The sequence below is a fragment of the Nonomuraea sp. NPDC004186 genome, assembly GCF_053603495.1.
In genome coordinates this window covers 188,669-206,581 of sequence record NZ_JBSGFQ010000006.1, presented here as the reverse complement: position 1 = coordinate 206,581, position 17,913 = coordinate 188,669, and the positions used below count along the sequence as shown (strand labels likewise).

The 17,913-nt window shown below is 69.6% G+C and carries 11 protein-coding genes; 9 read left to right on the top strand and 2 right to left on the bottom strand.

Annotated elements, in window-relative coordinates:
* Window positions 1-26: 26 nt before the first annotated feature.
* Window positions 27-1,604, bottom strand: a complete 1,578-nt coding sequence (gene aceB, locus ACWEPL_RS07350; RefSeq protein WP_452435485.1) for a malate synthase A — start codon at window positions 1,602-1,604, stop codon at window positions 27-29.
* A 153-nt stretch (window positions 1,605-1,757) separates the two neighbouring features.
* Between aceB and ACWEPL_RS07345 the strand changes: the two genes are divergently transcribed.
* The 9 genes from ACWEPL_RS07345 to ACWEPL_RS07305 all read left to right on the top strand — a co-directional run bounded on the left by ACWEPL_RS07345 (window position 1,758) and on the right by ACWEPL_RS07305 (window position 16,705).
* Window positions 1,758-2,450, top strand: a complete 693-nt coding sequence (locus tag ACWEPL_RS07345; RefSeq protein ID WP_363967518.1) for a DUF4097 family beta strand repeat-containing protein — start codon at window positions 1,758-1,760, stop codon at window positions 2,448-2,450.
* An 84-nt stretch (window positions 2,451-2,534) separates the two neighbouring features.
* A complete protein-coding gene (gene hflX / locus ACWEPL_RS07340; RefSeq protein ID WP_435054224.1) occupies window positions 2,535-3,953 on the top strand; it encodes a GTPase HflX in 1,419 nt (472 codons plus the stop codon).
* A gap of 626 nt (window positions 3,954-4,579) precedes the next feature.
* On the top strand, window positions 4,580-5,788 hold the full coding sequence (gene hutI, locus ACWEPL_RS07335) for an imidazolonepropionase (RefSeq protein WP_350724877.1): 1,209 nt from the start codon (window positions 4,580-4,582) through the stop codon (window positions 5,786-5,788).
* Between the two features lie 14 nt (window positions 5,789-5,802).
* The gene (locus tag ACWEPL_RS07330; RefSeq protein ID WP_452435484.1) at window positions 5,803-6,615 is read left to right on the top strand and encodes a DegV family protein; all 813 of its coding nucleotides are present in this window, start codon (window positions 5,803-5,805) and stop codon (window positions 6,613-6,615) included.
* 1,437 nt (window positions 6,616-8,052) lie between these two features.
* Window positions 8,053-8,466, top strand: a complete 414-nt coding sequence (locus tag ACWEPL_RS07325; protein ID WP_363967514.1) for a ComEA family DNA-binding protein — start codon at window positions 8,053-8,055, stop codon at window positions 8,464-8,466.
* A gap of 994 nt (window positions 8,467-9,460) precedes the next feature.
* On the top strand, window positions 9,461-11,887 hold the full coding sequence (locus tag ACWEPL_RS07320) for a ComEC/Rec2 family competence protein (RefSeq protein WP_452435483.1): 2,427 nt from the start codon (window positions 9,461-9,463) through the stop codon (window positions 11,885-11,887).
* A 588-nt stretch (window positions 11,888-12,475) separates the two neighbouring features.
* A complete protein-coding gene (gene holA, locus ACWEPL_RS07315; protein ID WP_452435482.1) occupies window positions 12,476-13,447 on the top strand; it encodes a DNA polymerase III subunit delta in 972 nt (323 codons plus the stop codon).
* Window positions 13,448-14,289: 842 nt separating this feature from the next.
* Window positions 14,290-15,183 carry a helix-turn-helix transcriptional regulator gene (locus ACWEPL_RS07310; RefSeq protein WP_452435481.1) on the top strand — a complete coding sequence of 298 codons (894 nt, stop codon included), beginning with the start codon at window positions 14,290-14,292 and terminating at the stop codon, window positions 15,181-15,183.
* Between the two features lie 460 nt (window positions 15,184-15,643).
* On the top strand, window positions 15,644-16,705 hold the full coding sequence (locus ACWEPL_RS07305) for a zinc-dependent alcohol dehydrogenase family protein (protein WP_363967506.1): 1,062 nt from the start codon (window positions 15,644-15,646) through the stop codon (window positions 16,703-16,705).
* Between the two features lie 17 nt (window positions 16,706-16,722).
* Here ACWEPL_RS07305 and ACWEPL_RS07300 read toward each other — a convergent pair whose 3' ends face one another.
* Window positions 16,723-17,856 (bottom strand): epoxide hydrolase family protein, encoded by a 1,134-nt coding sequence (locus tag ACWEPL_RS07300; protein ID WP_452435480.1) that lies wholly within the window; start codon window positions 17,854-17,856, stop codon window positions 16,723-16,725.
* Between the last annotated feature and the right edge of the window lie 57 nt (window positions 17,857-17,913).

Sequence of the window (17,913 nt, the reverse complement as noted above, 5' to 3'; positions counted from 1 at the left end):
ACCCGATCCCCCTCTTTTTCCTAGTTCTACGGCATTTGAGCATAGGCGGGAAGCGTCAGGAACTCGGCGAAGTCGTCGTCCAGCGCCACCTGCTTGAACAGCGCGGTCGCCTGACCGTACAGCTTGTCGTCGTGGCCGGGCTCCTCGGCGATCCTGGCGAGCTCCTCCGCGATGATCTGCTCGACCAGTTCCTTCGTCACCTGGGCGCCCGTGTCGGCGAGCGTGATGTCGTTGTGGATCCACTGCCAGATCTGCGAGCGCGAGATCTCGGCGGTGGCGGCGTCCTCCATGAGGTTGTGGATCGCCACCGCGCCCAGGCCGCCCATCCAGGCGGCGAGGTAGCGCAGCGCCACGTCCACGTTGTTGCGCAGCCCGGTCTCGGTGATCTCGCCCGGCGTCTCGGAGACGGCCAGCAGCTCGGCCGCGGTCACGCTGACGTCCTCGCGCAGCCGGTCGAGTTGGTTGGGCCGCGACCCCAGCACGCCGTCGAACACCTCACGGCACACCGGCACCAGGTCGGGGTGCGCCACCCACGAGCCGTCGAAGCCGTCGCCCGACTCGCGCGTCTTGTCCGCCCGCACCTTCTCCAGCGCCACGGCGTTCACCTCGGGGTCGCGCCGCGAGGGGATGAAGGCCGCCATCCCGCCGATGGCGTGCGCGCCGCGCTTGTGGCAGGTGCGCACCAGCAGTTCGGTGTACGCGCGCATGAACGGGGCCGTCATCGTGACCGCGTTCCGCTCGGGCAGCAGGAACTCGCGGCCCCGGGTCCGGAACTTCTTGATCACGCTGAACAGGTAGTCCCAGCGGCCCGCGTTGAGGCCCGCCGAGTGGTCGCGGAGCTCGTACAGGATCTCCTCCATCTCGAACGCGGCCGGGTAGGTCTCGATGAGGACGGTCGCCCTGATCGTGCCGTGCGGGATGCCGAGGAGCTCCTGAGCCCTGGTGAACACGTCGTTCCAGAGCCGCGCCTCCAGATGGGACTCCATCTTGGGCAGGTAGAAGTACGGCCCCTTGCCCTTGTCGATCTGCCGCTGGGCGCAGTGGAAGAAGTAGAGCCCGAAGTCGAACAGCGAGCCCGAGACCGGCTGCCCGTCCACCTGGGCGTGCTTCTCGTCCAGGTGCCAGCCGCGCGGGCGCACGACGACCGTGGCCAGCTCGTCGTCGGGCCTGAGCGCGTACGACTTGCCGCCGGTCTCGAAGTCGATCGCGCGGTCGAGCGCGTCGCGCAGGTTGAGGTGGCCGCTCACGCAGTTCTCCCAGAGCGGCGAGTGGGCGTCCTCGAAGTCGGCCAGCCAGACCTTGGCGCCGGAGTTGAGCGCGTTGATGGTCATCTTCTTGTCGACCGGGCCGGTGATCTCCACCCGGCGGTCCTCCAGACCGGGCGCGGGCGGCGCGACCTGCCAGTCGGCCTCCCTGACCTGCTTCGTCTCCGGCAGGAAGTCGAGCAGGCCGCCCGCGGACAGCTCCGCCTGCCGCGCCTGACGGGCCTCCAGCAGCTCCAGCCGCCTGGCGCCGAACTCCCGCTGGAGAGTCGCCACGAAATCGAGCGCCTCAGGAGTGAGGATCTCGTCGAACCGGTCGAGCATCGGGCCGGTGATCTCCATGGGGTGCCTTTCCGCTTCGTGGAAAATGACTTCTGGATTGTGGAAGTGAAGTTACTCCCCTGGTAGTCCCGGGTCAAAGGTTGGGGTTCCTTCGGGGAGTCGTCGGGGGCATCCCCGATGTGGCCGGGGTTCTTCCCGGACAGGATTGGGGGCATGAAGACCATCGCGATCGCGGGCGGGCTGCTGGCCTCCGCGCTGATGTTGACGGGGTGCGGGATGGCGAGCATCGCCGGCCCGAGCAGCGAGGAGACCGCGTCGTACGAGGTGACGGACAAGGTCGTCAGGCTGCAGGTCAAGAGTGGCGCGGGCGATACCGAGGTGACCGAGACCGGCGGCAGCGCCGTACGCGTCACCGAGACGCTGCGCTGGCGCGGCGACGACAAGCCGAAGCCGGAGCACAGCGTCGAGGGCGACGCGCTGCGCCTCTCGTACGACTGCCCGTCGAGCCTGGGCAGCTGCAGCGTCGACTACAAGATCGAGATCCCCAAAGGGCTGACCGTCGACCTGGACAACGGCTCGGGCAACATCACGCTCAGGGGCCTGACCGGGGAGCTCGGCGTACACGTCGGCTCCGGCGACCTCGACGCCGCGGAGCTGGCGGGCAAGAAGGTCGTCGCGGAGGCGGGGTCCGGGAACATCGAGCTCAAGTACACCGCCGCGCCCGGCAGCGCCGAACTGCAGGCCGGCTCCGGGGACATCGTGCTCCGCGTCCCCGACGGGGCCTACGACGTGAAGACCCAGGTGGGGTCCGGCGACGCGAACGTCTCGGTCAAGAAGGACAGCTCCTCTCCCCACAAGATCTCGCTCAAGGCCGGATCCGGCGACGTCACAGTGGCTGCCGGATAAGGGGGTGATTGTGGCGGGGGTGTCGTGCCACCATCGTGGGAAGACACCGAGGTGTCCAGACGTTCCCTAATAGAGATGACACGAATGCACGATTACACCGCGCTCGACCTCGACGAGTTCGAGACCGGCGACATGGACCTCGAGGAGCGCCAGGCGCTGCGCCGCGTGGCGGGCCTCTCCACCGAACTCCAGGATGTCTCCGAGGTCGAGTACCGGCAGCTGCGGCTGGAGCGGGTCGTCCTCGTCGGCGTCTGGACGTCAGGCACAGTGGACGACGCGGAAAACTCCCTGCTGGAGCTCAAGCTCCTGGCCGAGACGGCTGGGTCGCAGGTGCTCGACGGCCTCATCCAGCGCCGCCAGAAGCCGGATCCGGCCACCTACATCGGCTCGGGCAAGGCGCTCGAGCTGCGCGACGTGGTCGAGTCGACCGGCGCCGACACCGTGATCTGCGACGGCGAGCTGACCCCCGGTCAGCTCCGCCAGCTCGAGGAGACGGTCAAGGTCAAGGTCATCGACCGCACCGCGCTGATCCTCGACATCTTCGCCCAGCACGCCAAGAGCCGCGAGGGCAAGGCCCAGGTCGAGCTGGCACAGCTCCAATACCTGCTGCCCCGCCTGCGCGGCTGGGGTGGCAACCTGTCCAGGCAGGTCGGCGGTCGCGCCGCGGGCGGCGTCGGCATCGGCGGCCGTGGCCCCGGTGAGACCAAGATCGAGCTGGACCGGCGCCGCATCCGCGAGCGCATGGCCAAGCTGCGCCGCCAGATCAGCGGCATGTCCACCTCGCGCGACACGATGCGCTACCAGCGCCAGCGGCGCGAGGTCCCCGCCGTGGCCATCGCCGGCTACACCAACGCGGGGAAGTCCTCGCTGCTCAACCGCGTCACGGGAGCCGGGGTGCTGGTGGAGGACGCGCTGTTCGCCACCCTCGACCCGACCGTACGCCGGGCGCGCACGGCCGAAGGCCGGCTCTTCACGATCGCCGACACCGTGGGCTTCGTGCGGCACCTGCCGCACCAGCTCGTCGAGGCGTTCCGTTCGACGCTGGAGGAGGTCGCCGAGGCCGACCTGATCCTGCACGTGGTGGACGGCTCGCACCCCGATCCCGAGGGCCAGCTGGCCGCCGTGCGCGAGGTGCTCGCCGACATCGAGGGCGCCTCCGAGATCCGCGAGATCGTCGTGATCAACAAGGCCGACGCGGCCGAGCAGGACGTGATCGACCGGATCATGCGGCGCGAGCGCGACTGCGTCGTGGTGTCGGCGCGGACCGGCCGTGGCATTCCCGAGCTGATGGCGGTCATCGAGCGGGAGCTGCCCCGGCTGGACCACGAGATCCAGCTGCTGGTGCCGTACAACAGGGGAGACCTGATCTCCCGGGCCCACAAGGAGGGCGAGGTGCTCTCCGTGGAGCACGTGGAGGACGGCACGATCCTGCACGCCCGGGTGCTGCCCAGTCTGTGGCAGGAGCTCGAGCGGGTCGGCAAGCCCGTGGAGCGGGTCTTCTAACCCTCCGGTCACCCCCCGGTTCCGTCGTTGCGGCCGGGCGACTCCCACGCAAGCGGTACGGTGGGGTCGCCCGGCCGAGCACGTCCGGGCGGGACTGCCGTGACAGTCGGCGAACGATGACACCGGTCGGGCGCGACGGCGGCGTGTGGCAGGCTGGAACGTCGGCGGCGAACGTTACGTTGTGGGGTGGCCCTCGCCGCAAAGCACTCATGGCTACCCAAAAGCGGCAGTGGTCCCCGAACCCTGGGATTGCTAGAATCGGCCAGACCCCTTACGCGGTCGGGTTTCTAGGGTTGGGTCTAGGTTTCGGATGATGACTCTTGTGATCAAAGTCGTCAACGGGGGCCTTGGGGACGAGGTGGGGCTGGGTGACGGTTGGGATCAGTGGTCTTTCTTCCGAATAACCCTGTACAGCAAGCCCAGCTGTGAAATAACGTAACTGAACTGAAATCGCCGGATCATGACTCTGGCGATACGGTCACCGCACAACTCGATGCGGATGAGAGCAGGAGACCCCCCATGTCGTCCGGACCCGGAGCGGACTCAGTGGGCGCGGCACAGCCCCTGAGCTGTGCGCTGCGCCCATGCCGGTGCGCGGGCGGGGGCTCACGCAGGGCGGTGATGCGGTGACCGTTCGACTGCTGACCAACATCGGCCGCCTGTGGACCGGTAACGAGGTCCTCAGCAACGCCGCCATCCTCGTGCACAACGACCGCATCGCGTGGGTCGGGCGCGCGCCAGACCTCCCGCAGAGCGTCCCCGGAGTCGTCGACGACATCGTCGACGTCGACCACGTCGAAAACCTCGGCGGCGCGCTCGTCACGCCCGGTCTCATCGACGCCCACACCCACCCCGTCTACGCCGGCAACCGCTACGCCGAGCTGGCCATCCGCACCGGCGGCTCCAGCGCCGCCTCGATCACCGCGGCGGGCGGCGGCGTGGGCTCCACGGTCACCGTGACCCGCGGCACCGACCCGTGGACCCTGTGCAACGGCGTGCGCGAGCGGCTGCGGGGCTGGCTGCTCAGCGGCACCACCACGGTCGAGGCCAAGACCGGCTACCACCTCACCCGCGACGGCGAGCTGGCCGACGTGCGGCTCCTGCGCGAGCTGGAGAAGGAGCCGATGATGCCGCGGGTGCACGTCACCTTCCTGGCGGCGCACGTGGTGCCACCCGAATACTTCGGCCGTCAGCGCGAATACGTCGAGGCCGTGGGCGCCTGGTGCGCCGACGCCGCCGCGGCGGGCGCCGACAGCGTCGACGTCTACTGCGACGAGGGCCACTTCACCACCGAGGAGTCCCGCTGGGTGCTGGCCTCGGGCCGCAACGTCGGGCTCCTGCCGCGCATCCACGCCGGCATCTTCAGCCGCCGCGGCGCCGTCCAGCTGGCCGCCGAGCTCGGCTGCGCCTCCGCCGACGGGCTGCACCACATGTCGGACGAGGACATCGCGATCATGTCCCGCTACGGCGTGCCCGCCGTCGTCTGCCCGGCCACGGCCCTGCAGCGCGGCCACCTCCCGCCGGTCCGCCAGATGATCAAGCACGGCGTCCAGATCGCCCTCGGCAGCGACCACAACCCCGGCTTCTGCGGCATCACCTCGATGTCCCTGGTCATCGCCATGGCGGTGTCGGCGTTCGGGATGAGCGTCAACGACGCCCTGCGCGCGGCCACCCTCGGCGGCGCCACCGTCCTGGGCGCTCCCGACCGCGGCGTCCTGGCGCCGGGCCGGCTGGCCGACATCGTGCAGTGGGACGCCGACCACGAGGGCGCCTTCGCCTGGTCCTTCGGTCTCAAGCCGCGCCGCGTGTGGCGGGGTGGGACGCCGGTCCAGTAGTTACGCTCGGGGTTATGCCGCCCTCGGTCGCCGTGGTCACCGACTCGACCGCCTACCTGCCTGCCGTGCCGGGTGTCACGGTCGTCCCCGTCCAGGTGATCGCCGGCGGGGTCTCGTACGACGAGCCGCTGTTCACCGGCGACCTCACCACGGCCACCACCTCCCGCCCCGCCCCGGAGAGCTTCGCCTCCTGCTACGCCTCCCTGGCGGCCGCGGGCGCGACAGGAATCATCTCGATCCACGTTTCCCGCGATATGTCCGGCATCGCCGATTCCGCCCAGACTGCCGCGTCCGATGCGCCCGTGCCCGTGGAAGTGATCGACAGCCGCTCGATCGCCATGGGCCTCGGCTACCCGGTCCTGGCCGCCGCCCGCGCCGCCGCTCGCGGAGCCGCCCTGGAGACGGTGGCGGCGGCGGCTCGCCGCTGCATGGAGACCACCCGGACGTTCTTCTACGTGGACACCCTCGACGCCTTACGACGCAGCGGCCGCATCGGCACCGCCGCCTCCCTCGTCGGCTCGGCCCTCATGATCAAGCCACTGCTCCACATCGTGGACGGCCGCATCTCGCTCCTGGAAAAGGTCCGCACATCCTCCCGCGCCATCGCCCGCCTGGAGGACCTCGCCGTCCACGCTGCGGGCGAGGGGCCCGTGGAGGTGGCCGTACAGCACCTGGGGGCGAGCGACCGCGCCGAGGCCCTGGCAGAACGCCTGCCGAAGCGGCTGGCCGGGCTGGTGGAGTTGCGGGTGGTGGAGGTGGGGGCGGTGATCGGCGTCCACGTGGGGCCCGGCATGCTGGGCCTCACGGTCACATCCGGCACCCTCTGACCTTTTGCCGAGGCCGCACGCACACCACCTTGCCTGAGGGACCGATACCCCCAGTCACCCAGCAGGCCCCTCACTCCTTGAAGCCCAGCAGAACCCTCAGTCCTGCGACATCCAGCAGAACCCTCAAGCCTGCATGCCCGAGCAGAGCCTCAGCCTTCAGAGGCGCAGCAGCACCCTCGGCCTTCAGCGGCGCAGCAGCACCCTCAGCCATCACATGCCCAGCAGGCCCCTTAGCTCTCCGAGGCCCAGCAGGACCCTTTACTCCGTGGCCCGGCATGGCTCTTCGGCCCTGACGACCAGCAGGCCCCTCGGCCTTCCGACGCCGAGCATGGCCCTCCGTCCGCGCCCAGCATGGCCCTCACCCCAGCAACGCCCGGCACCTTCAGCCCTGCGACGCCTTGAAGAGCCATTCGGCCCTGAGACGGCCGAGCGTGCCCCTCCAGTCCGGCGACGCCCAGCACTACAACTTCCCAGCCCTGCGATGCCCGGCAGAGCCGTTCGGCCCTGAGGCGGCCGAGCGTACCCCTCCAGCCCGGCAACCCCAAACACAACAGCCCCCAGCCCTGCGACGCTCAGCATGACCCTTCAGCCTCTTGCGCAGTCCTTCAGTCCCCCGCGCCCTGCCCGCATCCTCCTGAGCGCGATCCTCAACTTGCTTACGTCCACGCTCACCTCGATCATGCCGACCTGGTTGTCCACACCCCCTTCGCTCATCTCCCACCCCATCCCCAGAACACGGTTCGGGACCTCGCCGAGAACCGCTGAGGATCTACGTTCTCAGCCGTGCGAACCCCCGACCCCACGGCGGAGCGGACCATAGCCGAGTCCCGGCTACGGTCGATCACCGCGCCGACCCGCCGCTCCCGCCGCTCTCTCGGTCGGCTCACTGGCGCCATGACCGAGCCAACGGCCGGGGCCCAGGCGCGGAACCACGCCTCAGCACACCAACCCGGACAGCCTTCAACCGAGCCCCGTGAGGGAGAAGCTTGGGACGATGCCGCCCTCACCACCCTGCGCCAGGGAAGCCGCTGGGAGGACGCTGCACCCGCAGCATCAGGCGAGGGCGAGGAAAGCCGCTGGAACGACAATCCCTCAAGAACGCCTCCGGAGGGACATGACCACGATGATGCCGTCACCTCACGCGCATCCCACCAAATCCCCAACCAACGATCAAACGCATCACCACCACCCGACCAAAAGCGCGGGCCCGCCCCCGTACCACCCACCTTCCAGGCATTCCGCGCAGCCCTCACCTCCCAGGCCCCAGCCCTCGACCCAGGCAAGCCCGGCCTCCGAGTCCTGCTGGCCTTGGGAGCCCTCGCCGCAGCCGTAGCAGCGTTCTTCCTCTGGCGCTCCCAGCCTTCACCGGAGCCATTGCCGCCTCCCACCCCGATCTCACACCCACCAAGGTCGCCGTCCCCGACCGCCGTCGCCAAGGTGACCGTCCACGTCACCGGCAAGATCCGCAAACCGGGCGTCTACCTACTCCCCACAGGCGCCCGAGTCACGGACGCGGTGACAGCAGCCGGAGGAGTGTCCCGCGGCGCCTCCACAGGCGCACTCAACCTCGCCAGACGCCTGATCGACGGCGAACAGATAGTCGTAGGCACCCCCGCCGGCCAGGCAACCCAAGCCTCACCCATCACAGACCCGGCCACCACCGTGCTCGACCTCAACTCCGCCACAACCGACCAACTCGAACAACTCCCAGGAGTGGGCGAAGTCCTGGCAGCCCGCATAGCCCAGTTCCGAGACACCCACGGCGGCTTCACCACCGTCGAACAACTACGCGAGGTGACCGGCATAGGCCCACGAAAGTACGACGAACTCAAGCCAAAGGTCCGCGTCTGACATGGCCACCCCGCGTACCGACGACACCCGCCCAACACCCCCAAGCCGAGACAACACCAACTCTCCACTCGACAACGCCCGGCCTGCCGACAACGCCCGGCCTGCCGACAGCGCCCGGCCTGCCGACAGCGCCCGGCCTGCCGACAGCGCCCGGCCTGCCGACAACGCCAGGTTTTCCGACGGAGCCAGCACGAACACCGAAGCCACTCACCCCGATCCCGACACTGCCCAGCGTGAACACACCTGGCCCCTCATCCTCCCCGCACTGGCCGCCTGGGCAAGTGCCTTGGTCCTACTCGGCTGCTCCGCCCGCACAGCCCTGATCGTCGCCCTGTCCACAGCCTTGGCCGCAGCAGCCGTAGCCTGGCCCGCCCGACCCATACTGCGGCGCACCCGCCTCCCATCCCAGCAAGCACCCACCACCCGGACCACCCAACACGGGGACCCGGCCACCCGGCACGACGGCTCAACCACCCAGCACGGGGACCCGGCCACCCGGCACGACGGCTCAACCACCCAGCACGGGGACCCGGCCACCCGGCACGAAGGCTCAACCACCCAGCACGGGGACCCGGCCATCCGGTGCGAGGACTGGGCCGCCAAGCGCGGGAACATGCCCGCCCAGCACCTCGCCAGCCGCATCTGGCCCTGGCCCACCCACTCCCCGATCTTGCTGACGAGTCTGGCCAGCAAGCTCGCCAAGCTCACGAATCGGCATCCGTGGTCCACGGTTGGACGTTCACAGTCACCCACCAACACCGACCACCCTGCATGGGATCCACCCTCCCCACCCCTGCGGACGTGGCGAGAACCTTGCCTCCCTTCCGACAAGACCAACCAGCATCAGAACCCGCACCCCCAACGGGACACACGGCGACCACCTCACCCCACCCCCTGGCGCAACATCACCATTGCCACCCTCATCTGCGCGGCCGCTGCCTCAGCGTCGATCGCCCTCAGGGTCCACGCCCTGACCACCGGCCCAACAGCCGACTTGGCCAAGAAGAACACCTCTATCAAGGCCCAGATCGCCCTAACGGACGACCCCAAGCGCAGACAAAGCAGAAGCGGTCACTTCAACCAAGAGAGCTACGTGATCCCGGCCACCCTGGAGATCATCCAAACAGTCGGCAACCGCCAGGCCGTCAACGTCCCCATCACCGTCTTCGCCAACGGACACGACTGGAGCACCCTGCTCCCCAGCCAGCACGTCGAAGTGACCGGCCGCCTGGCCAAGCCAACCCCAGGCGACCTCGTAGCAGCCATCCTCCTGGTGCAAGGTCCGCCACGAGTCCTGACACCCCCGTCCATGCTCCAAACAGCCGCGGGCAGCCTCAGATCGGGCCTACGGGCGGCCGCCGCCACCCTCCCCGCGGACCAGCAAGGCCTCCTGCCGGGTTTGGTCGTCGGCGACGTCTCACGCATGGATCCCCAAGTGTCGTCCGACCTCAAGGAGGCCGGCCTGAGCCACTTGAACGCAGTGAGCGGAGCAAACCTCGCAATCGTGGCAGGCGCCGCCCTCGCCCTCTCCCGCCTCATCGGGCTCTCCCTCCCGGTGAGGGCTGTATTCGCTGCCATCGCGATGCTCGCGTTCGCCGTGGTTGCCCGCCCCTCGCCAAGCGTTCTACGCGCCCTCCTGATGGGCCTTGCCGCCGCCATTGCACTGGGCACAGGCCGAGCAAAGGACGGCCTCGCGGCCCTGTCGGCAACGGTCCTCCTCCTGGTGCTGTTCGCCCCAGAACTAGCCCGTTCGTACGGCTTCGCCCTCTCGGTAGCAGCCACGGCCGGAATCCTCATCCTCGCCCCACGCTGGCGCGACCGCCTGTCACCCGCAAAAGCCGAGGACGACACCGACGATCAGAACAACACAAGACACACCAAGCACCCTGATCGTGACCCACAGGATGAGCCAGGTCTGCGGCGACAACACACCCCCCGCCCGAACCACAGCCTGCATGCGGATGGAAGTCTGCACCCAGGCCGAACTGTGGGCCCTGACCCCGCGCCCGACCTGCATCGGGACCACAGCCTGTGCCTCGACCGAAGCCTGCGCCCGAACCTCGGCATGCAGCCTGACCACAGCCTGCGCCCGGACCGAAGCCTGCGTCCAGACAACAGCCTGCAGTCGAATCCTGAGCTCCAGTCGGAGCGGGCTCTGCCGTCGACGACTGGGGGCGGCTCCAGGGTGCCGTATCGGTGGCCGCGCTGGATGGCTGAGGCGGTTGTCGTGCCGGTGGCCGCGCAGGTGGCGGTGACGCCCATTCTGGTGCTGATGTCGGGGCAGTTGACGCCCGTCGCCGTGATCGCCAACCTGCTCGTCGCCCCGGCGGTGGCCCCTGCGACGTTGCTCGGTTTCGGCGCCGCCCTGGTGGCGCCCGTATGGTCCGGCGGCGCGGAGCTTCTCGTCGTCCCGGCCGGTTACGCAGTCGGATGGATCATCATCGTCGCCCGCTGGGCAGTGAACCTGCCTTTCGCCACCGTGCCGTGGCCAGGCGGGCTCCCGGGATTGGGGTTGCTGCTGCTCGCGGTGGCGATCGCCGTGCCGATCCTGCGACGCAGGGCGTGGAGGGCCGTGGCGGTGACCGTGGCCGGGGCGGTCTTGGCCGCCGTACTGGTGATCCGGCCCATCGTCGGCTCCTGGCCGCCCAAGGGGTGGTTGATGGTGATGTGTGACGTTGGGCAGGGGGACGGGCTCGTCGTGGCGGCGGGACCGGGAAGAGGGATCGTGGTCGACACCGGGCCTGATCCGATCGTCATGGATCGGTGCCTGCGCAGGATCGGCGTCGATGACGTACCCCTCCTGATCCTCACCCATCCGCACGCCGACCATGTGAACGGCCTCCCCGGCGTACTCCGCGACCGCCGCGTCGGCGCCGTGGTCGTCAGCCCGCAGCCCACGAACGCGCGAGCCATCGCGCATCTCTCGGCCACGCTGGCACGCCGTGGGATACCGCAATGGACGGCCTCACCCGGAACTCGGTGGCGCTTCGGCCCGTCAGAGCTGACCGTGCTGGGTCCTGATCCCACCTTGGGCGAGATGAGCGGGCAGGGGGAGGGTAGCGCGATCAACAACTCCAGCGTGGTCGTCCACGTACGCTGGCGGTCCGGATCCGTTCTGCTCAGCGGTGATCTGGAGACGGAGGCGCAGGATGAGCTGTTGCGCCGGACTGCGGTACAGGCCGACATCCTCAAGACCCCGCACCATGGGTCCAACCGGCAATCCCCGGCCTTCTTGTCGGCTGTCGGCGCACGGGCGGCCTTGATCAGCGTGGGCGCCGACAACGACTACGGCCATCCCGCCTTGTCCACGCTTGCCATCCTGCGTCGGCTGGGAGCCAGCGTCTACCGGACCGACCAGTCCGGCGACCTTGCCATCGTGGAGCGGGAGGGGCGGATGGCAGTGGTTCCCCGCGGCCCGTAGTCCCCGTGGCCCGTGGCCCTGCACCCGTGGCCCTGCACCCGTGGCCCTGCACCCGTGGCCCTGCACCCGTGGCCCTGCACCCGTGGACCTGCACCCGTGGCTCCCCACCCGTGCTCCCCACCCCGTGGCCCGCCAGCCCGTGGCCCCACAGCTCGTTGCCTCCACAGCTCGTTGCCTCCACAGCCCGTCCCCGCCATGGTGCCCGGAGCGGGCGGTCCCGCCTTGGACCGCAGGGCCTCAGGTGAGCGTGTCCAGAGGCACTTGGTCCGTCTGGTGGGTACAGGCGGCGGCGAACCCTCAGCTGCGCGGGTGGGTGTCCGGAGCCTATAGCCGTGAGGGCTGGGGCTGCGCGTGGTCGTTTCCGTTGTGTTCGCGACAGTGCATGCTCCGGATCGGGTCTGAGGGTTGCGGATCGGGTCTGAGGGCTGTGGATCGGGTCTGAGGGCTGTGGATCGGGCCTGAGGGTTGCGGGCCGGGTCTGAGGGTTGCGGTGCGGGCCGGAGCCGCGAAGAGCGTCAGGGCCCGGTGGCGTGTACGGGGTGTGCTCCGAGTACCGGGTTGTCGGTGACGCATGGCATGCTGCCTGACATGGCGGGAACCGATCCAGCACCTGTGACCCTGGTCCTCGGTGATGAGGAGCTGCTGGCCGAGCGGGCGGTGAGCAGCGTCGTCGCGGCGGCGCGGGCCGGCGACACGCAAGCCGAGGTGCAAGACCTCATGGGCGGGAAGGTCGCGGTCGGTGAGCTGACGCAGCTGACCTCTCCGTCGCTCTTCGGCGATCGTTCCGTGGTGGTGATCCGGTCGGCTCAGGATCTTTCCAAGGACGTCATCACCGAGGTCGTCACCTATGCCAAACAGCCCTCCGACGACACCGTGCTCGTCCTGTCGCACCCGGGCGGGGTGAAGGGGAAGGCGCTGGTCGACGGGGTGAAGAAGGCCGGGGCCACGGTGGTCACGGTCAACAAAATCACCAAGGCGGGGGAGCGGCTGGACTTCATCAAGGGGGAGTTCAAGCGGGCCGGGCGGGGCATCTCCGGGGACGCGGCCCAGGCGTTGCTTGATGCCGTGGGCAACGACCTGCGGGAGCTGGCGGCGGCGTGCAGCCAGCTGGTGTTCGACACGGAGGACAAGACGATCAGCGCGGCCGCCGTGGCCCGCTATCACAAGGGCCGGGCCGAGGTCACCGGGTTCAACGTGGCCGACTCCGCTGTCGAGGGGCGATTGGCCGACGCGCTGGAGCAACTGCGGTGGGCTCTCGGCACCGGGGTCGCGCCCGTACTGCTGGTGAGTGCACTTGCCGGGGGCCTGCGGTCGCTGGCCAAGGTCGGCAGCGCACCGCGCAACCTCCGAGGCGGACAGTTGGCCAGCCATGTTGGCATGCCGCCGTGGAAGGTCGATCGAGTGAAGCGGCAGCTGAACGGGTGGGGGCCTGAAGGGCTGTCCAGGGCGATCCAGGCTGTGGCGGGTGCGGATGAGCAGGTCAAGGGTGGGGGAGCGGACCCGGCGTACGCGTTGGAGCACGCGGTGCAGGTGATCGTGGCCAGCCGCACGGGGCGGTAGTCGGCGGTCGATGCCCCACCCTGGTCCCGGTAGGTGCCAGGCCGGGGAGGTCCATACGGACTGGCTGTACCGGGCCATCGAGGTCAGGCTTGGGCGTCGGCTCGGCGTATGGGGTGGTGCGGTGAACGGGCTGGTCGGGCGTGTGGTCGGCAGCGCGTGTACGGAGGCGGCTTAGGTCGTCGGCTGAGCGTGGGCTGGGGTGCGGGAGCGGACGTTCGCAGGGCACGTCGAACGGTAACCGGGCGGGTAGCAAAAGCGTGGGCGAGTGTCAGGCGATGAGGGGTCGGCCCACGCGTCATGGAACCGCTGGGGAGCGGTGAAGGCGGGCTGGGCCAGGCGATGGTGCCGGGTTCCGGGTGCCGGGCCGCTGGGCTGGCGGAGGTGCAGGGTTCCGGGCGCCGGCCCTGGGCCGCTGGGGTGGTGAAGGCGGGCTGGGCCAGGCGGTAGCGGGCCGGGTGCAGGGTTCTGTGTTGCTGGGCTGGCGCGGGTGCAGGGTCCCGGGCGCCGGCCCTGGGCCGCTGGGCTGGCGGAGGTGCAGGGTTCCGGGCCCCAGTCCTGGGCCGCTGGGCTCGCGCGGCGAGTACCGGGTGCCGGGGCTGCCGGGTTCGCTGGGTGGCTGGTGGCGAGGATAGGCGGCCGGGTGCTGGGGGCGGGGACAGGCGGCCGGGTGTCGGGGGCGAGGATAGGCAGCTGGATGCCTAGGGGTGGCTGGGGCGGGCCGTGTTGTTTGGTCAGGCGTTGTCGGGACGCGGGTCCGGGGTCAATGGGGCATGGATTTCGCGGCGGTGAGGGGCACTGAGAAGGGAGTCCTCGGGCCAGGCTCAGGCTCATAACCTGGAGGTATGGCTGACAACAGAGAGATTCGCGCTCGGATCCGCGATTTCCTGGTGACTCGTCGCGCCCGCGTGAGTCCCGGCGACGTCGGCATCCCCGGGCGCGACCTGCGGCGCAGGGTGAAGGGGCTGCGCCGGGAGGAGGTTGCTCTGCTGGCGGGCATCAGCGTCGAGTACTACACGCGCCTGGAGCGTGGCGACGCGGCGGGCGCGTCGCCGTCGGTCATCAACGCCGTCGCGCGGGTGCTGCGTCTCGACGACGTCGAGCGTGAGCACCTTGGCCGGCTGTTTCTGGCTTCGAGCGAGGGCGGCGCACCTGTGCGGATCGTGCGGCACGTGCGGCCGCAGGTGCAGTACCTGCTGGACGCGCTCGGTGACGTGCCGGCGTTCGCGCTGAACAAGCGCCTGGACATCGTCGCGGCCAATCTGGTGGGCCGGGCCCTGTACGCGCCGATGTACGACGGTACCCGCGACCCGGTGAACGCCGCCTGGTTCCACTTCCGGAACGAGGCGGCGGCCCGTGCGCTGTGGGTCGACTGGAGTTCTGTCGCTGACAACATCGCCGCGATCCTGCGCGCGGAGCTCGGCGTGCAGCCGCACGATCACGACCTCGCCGACCTCATCGAGGACCTGCTCGACAATGACGAGTTCGCCACCCGATGGGCGTCCCAGAACGTGCATCGCCACTCGAGTGGGATCAAGCCGGTCGACCACCCGGTCGTCGGCCGCATGGACCTGCCGTACGAGAGCCTCTATCTGGCTGCCGACCCGGACCTGTCGATCCTGGTCTTCAACCCCGAGCCCGGCACGGCCGCCTACGATTCGCTGAAACTGCTGGCGCTCTGGGCGCGTGATGACGCGAACGACCAGCACGCGCGGTGGCGTACGGCCTGTAGCGCGTAAGCGGGAGCTCTGGGACCGAGGAGGCCAGGTTCCGGGCCGCCACGGTCTGCGCGATGGGCGCGCGTCGCGGGCCGCCACGGTCTGCGCGATGGGCGCGCGTCGAGGGCCGTCGTACGCCTACCGCTACCGCGAGATCGCCACCGGCAGCCCCGGCGCGCGGGGACGGCCGCCTGGCCTGAGTACAGCGATAACGTCTACCGGGACCGGTGGTCCGGCGCGGGGACGGCCGGTCTCAGGAGGACGAGGCCGCAGCTGCGATGATCCGCCACGCGTTCGGTCCTGCGCTGTTCGGTCCTGCGCTGTTCGGTCCTGCAGTTCGGTCCTGCGTCATCTGGCGCTGGGTCTTGCCGCTCGCCGATGTCACGCGCTTGAGGGTCACTGACAGTGACTCCCACCGCCGCGAACCCGCCCCTAGCGTGGACCATGCGGAAACGACACGCATGACTATTAAAGGGGAAATATGCAGGCCGCAATCATTCACGGCGACCGAGACGTTCGTCTGGAGAACGTCCCCGACCCGGTCCTGGCGACCGACGGACCGGGCGGCGGGCTGGATGCGATCGTCCGCGTCGTCGCCTCCTGTGTCTGTGGCTCAGACCTGTGGCCCTACCGCGGTATCGACAAGGTCGAGGCGCCCCGGCGCATCGGACATGAGTTCGTCGGCGTGGTCGAGGAGGTCGGCGCGAACGTCGAGAATGTTCGGACCGGCGACTTCGTGATCGCGCCGTTCCACATCTGCGACAACACCTGCATCAACTGCCGTAACGGCTGGAGCGTTCACTGCCTCCACGGCGGGTTCTGGGGCAGCGACCCCCGGACCGGGGGCTCCGCGGACGCCGGCCAGGGCGAGCGCGTACGCGTCCCGCTCGCCGACGGCACGCTCGTCGTCGTCCCCGGACGGCCCGACCTCTCGATCATCCCAGGCCTGCTGACGCTGTCCGACGTCATGCCCACCGGCCACCACGCCGCCGTCTCGGGCGGCGTGAGCGAGGGCTCAACCGTCGCCGTGGTCGGCGACGGCGCGGTCGGACTCTGCGCCGTCATCGCGGCCAAACGCCTCGGGGCATCGCGCATCGTCGCCATGTCACGCCACACTGACCGGCAGGAACTCGCACGCCAATTCGGCGCGACCGACATCGTCCCCGAGCGTGGTGACGCGGGTATCGCCGAACTCAAGGAGATGTTCGACGGAATCGGTCCGGACGCCGTTCTCGAATGCGTCGGCACGAAGGAGTCGATGGACCAGGCACTGCGCTCGGCGCGGCCCGGCGGTCAAGTCGGCTTCGTCGGCGTGCCCTACGGCGGCCCCCTGGAGGCCGGCACGATGTTCAGTTCCAACGTCGGCGTGCGCGGCGGCGTCGCGCCCGTTCGTAGCTACCTCGACGAGCTCCTGCCCGACGTCCTGGACGGCACCATCCAGCCGGGACGCGTGTTCGACGCGGAGATGCCCCTGTCCGACATCACCGCCGCTTACGCCGCGATGGACGAACGCCGCGCGATCAAGGTGCTCCTCCACCCGTAGAGCCGCGCTCGACCTGACTACTTCGCGGCTGGGCGGAGAGGGCGGAAGAACGTTGTGAGCTCCTCCTGCATCAGCGCAGGCTCCTCCAGGGCCAGGAAATGGCCACCGCGGCCGGGTTCGCTCCAGTGGCGCAGGTCGGTGCAGGCGCGTTCGGCGATCGAGCGGGGGATGCCGGACAGGACCGGTTCGTGGCTGAGGGTGATGGCTGTCGGCACCGTGATGGGTGGGCGTGGGGTGTTGTGGGCCCAGTCGTAGTACTGCCTGAACGACGTGCCGATCGAGCCGGTCGCCCAGTACAGCGTCAGGATCGTGAGCAGGGTGTCGCGGTCGAAGCGGGACTCCAGGTCGCCGTGGCAGTCGCTCCAATCCCGGTATTTGTCGACTATCCAGGCGGCGAGTCCGGCGGGTGAGTCGATCAGGGCGGCTGCGATGGTGTCGGGCCGGGTTCCCATGATGGCGCTGTAGCCGCCGTCGAGCTCGTCGTACGCCTCCTCGGCCGCCACGAACGCCTGCTCCTCCGCCGACATAGGCGGGTCGTCGAACGACGTGGGGAACGGGGGATGGATCAGGTGGATGCCGATCACCTTCTCCGGGTAGAGCGCGGCCAGCCATTGGGTGGCCCCCCCGCCGATGTCGCCGCCGAAGGCGGCATACCGGTCGTACCCCAGGGTGTCGGTCATCAGCGTGTGCAGCATTCGCGCCATCGCGGCCCGGGTGAGCGGCTCCGGCGGCAGCTCGGAGTAGAGGAAGCCCGGCATGGACGGGATGACGACGTCGAACGCGTCGGCCGGGTCGCCGCCGTGGCGGGCGGGATCGGCGAGGCGGGCCGCCAGGGGGAGCATCTCCAGGAAGCTGCTCGGCCATCCGTGGCAGAGGAGGATGGGCATGGGCGCGGGACCGACTCCGGCGATCCGGACGAAATGCAGGCCCCGCTCGCGGTGGTGCGGCAGCGCGTTGAGCTCGGCCTCCCGGGCGCGGTAGTCGAACCCCTCCGCCCAGTACGTCACCAGTTCCCGCAGGTACGTGGGGTCGGCTCCGGCCTGCCAGGCGTTGGCGCCGGTGCGGTCCGTGAACCTGGTCGCGCGCAGTCGAGCTCGCAGGTCGTCCAGCACGTCGCCGGGTACCTCGATGCGGAACGGCGAAAGAGTCACGCATATCTCCGATCGGCTGAAATATCCCACCGGCCTACCACCGGTCGGCGATCCGGA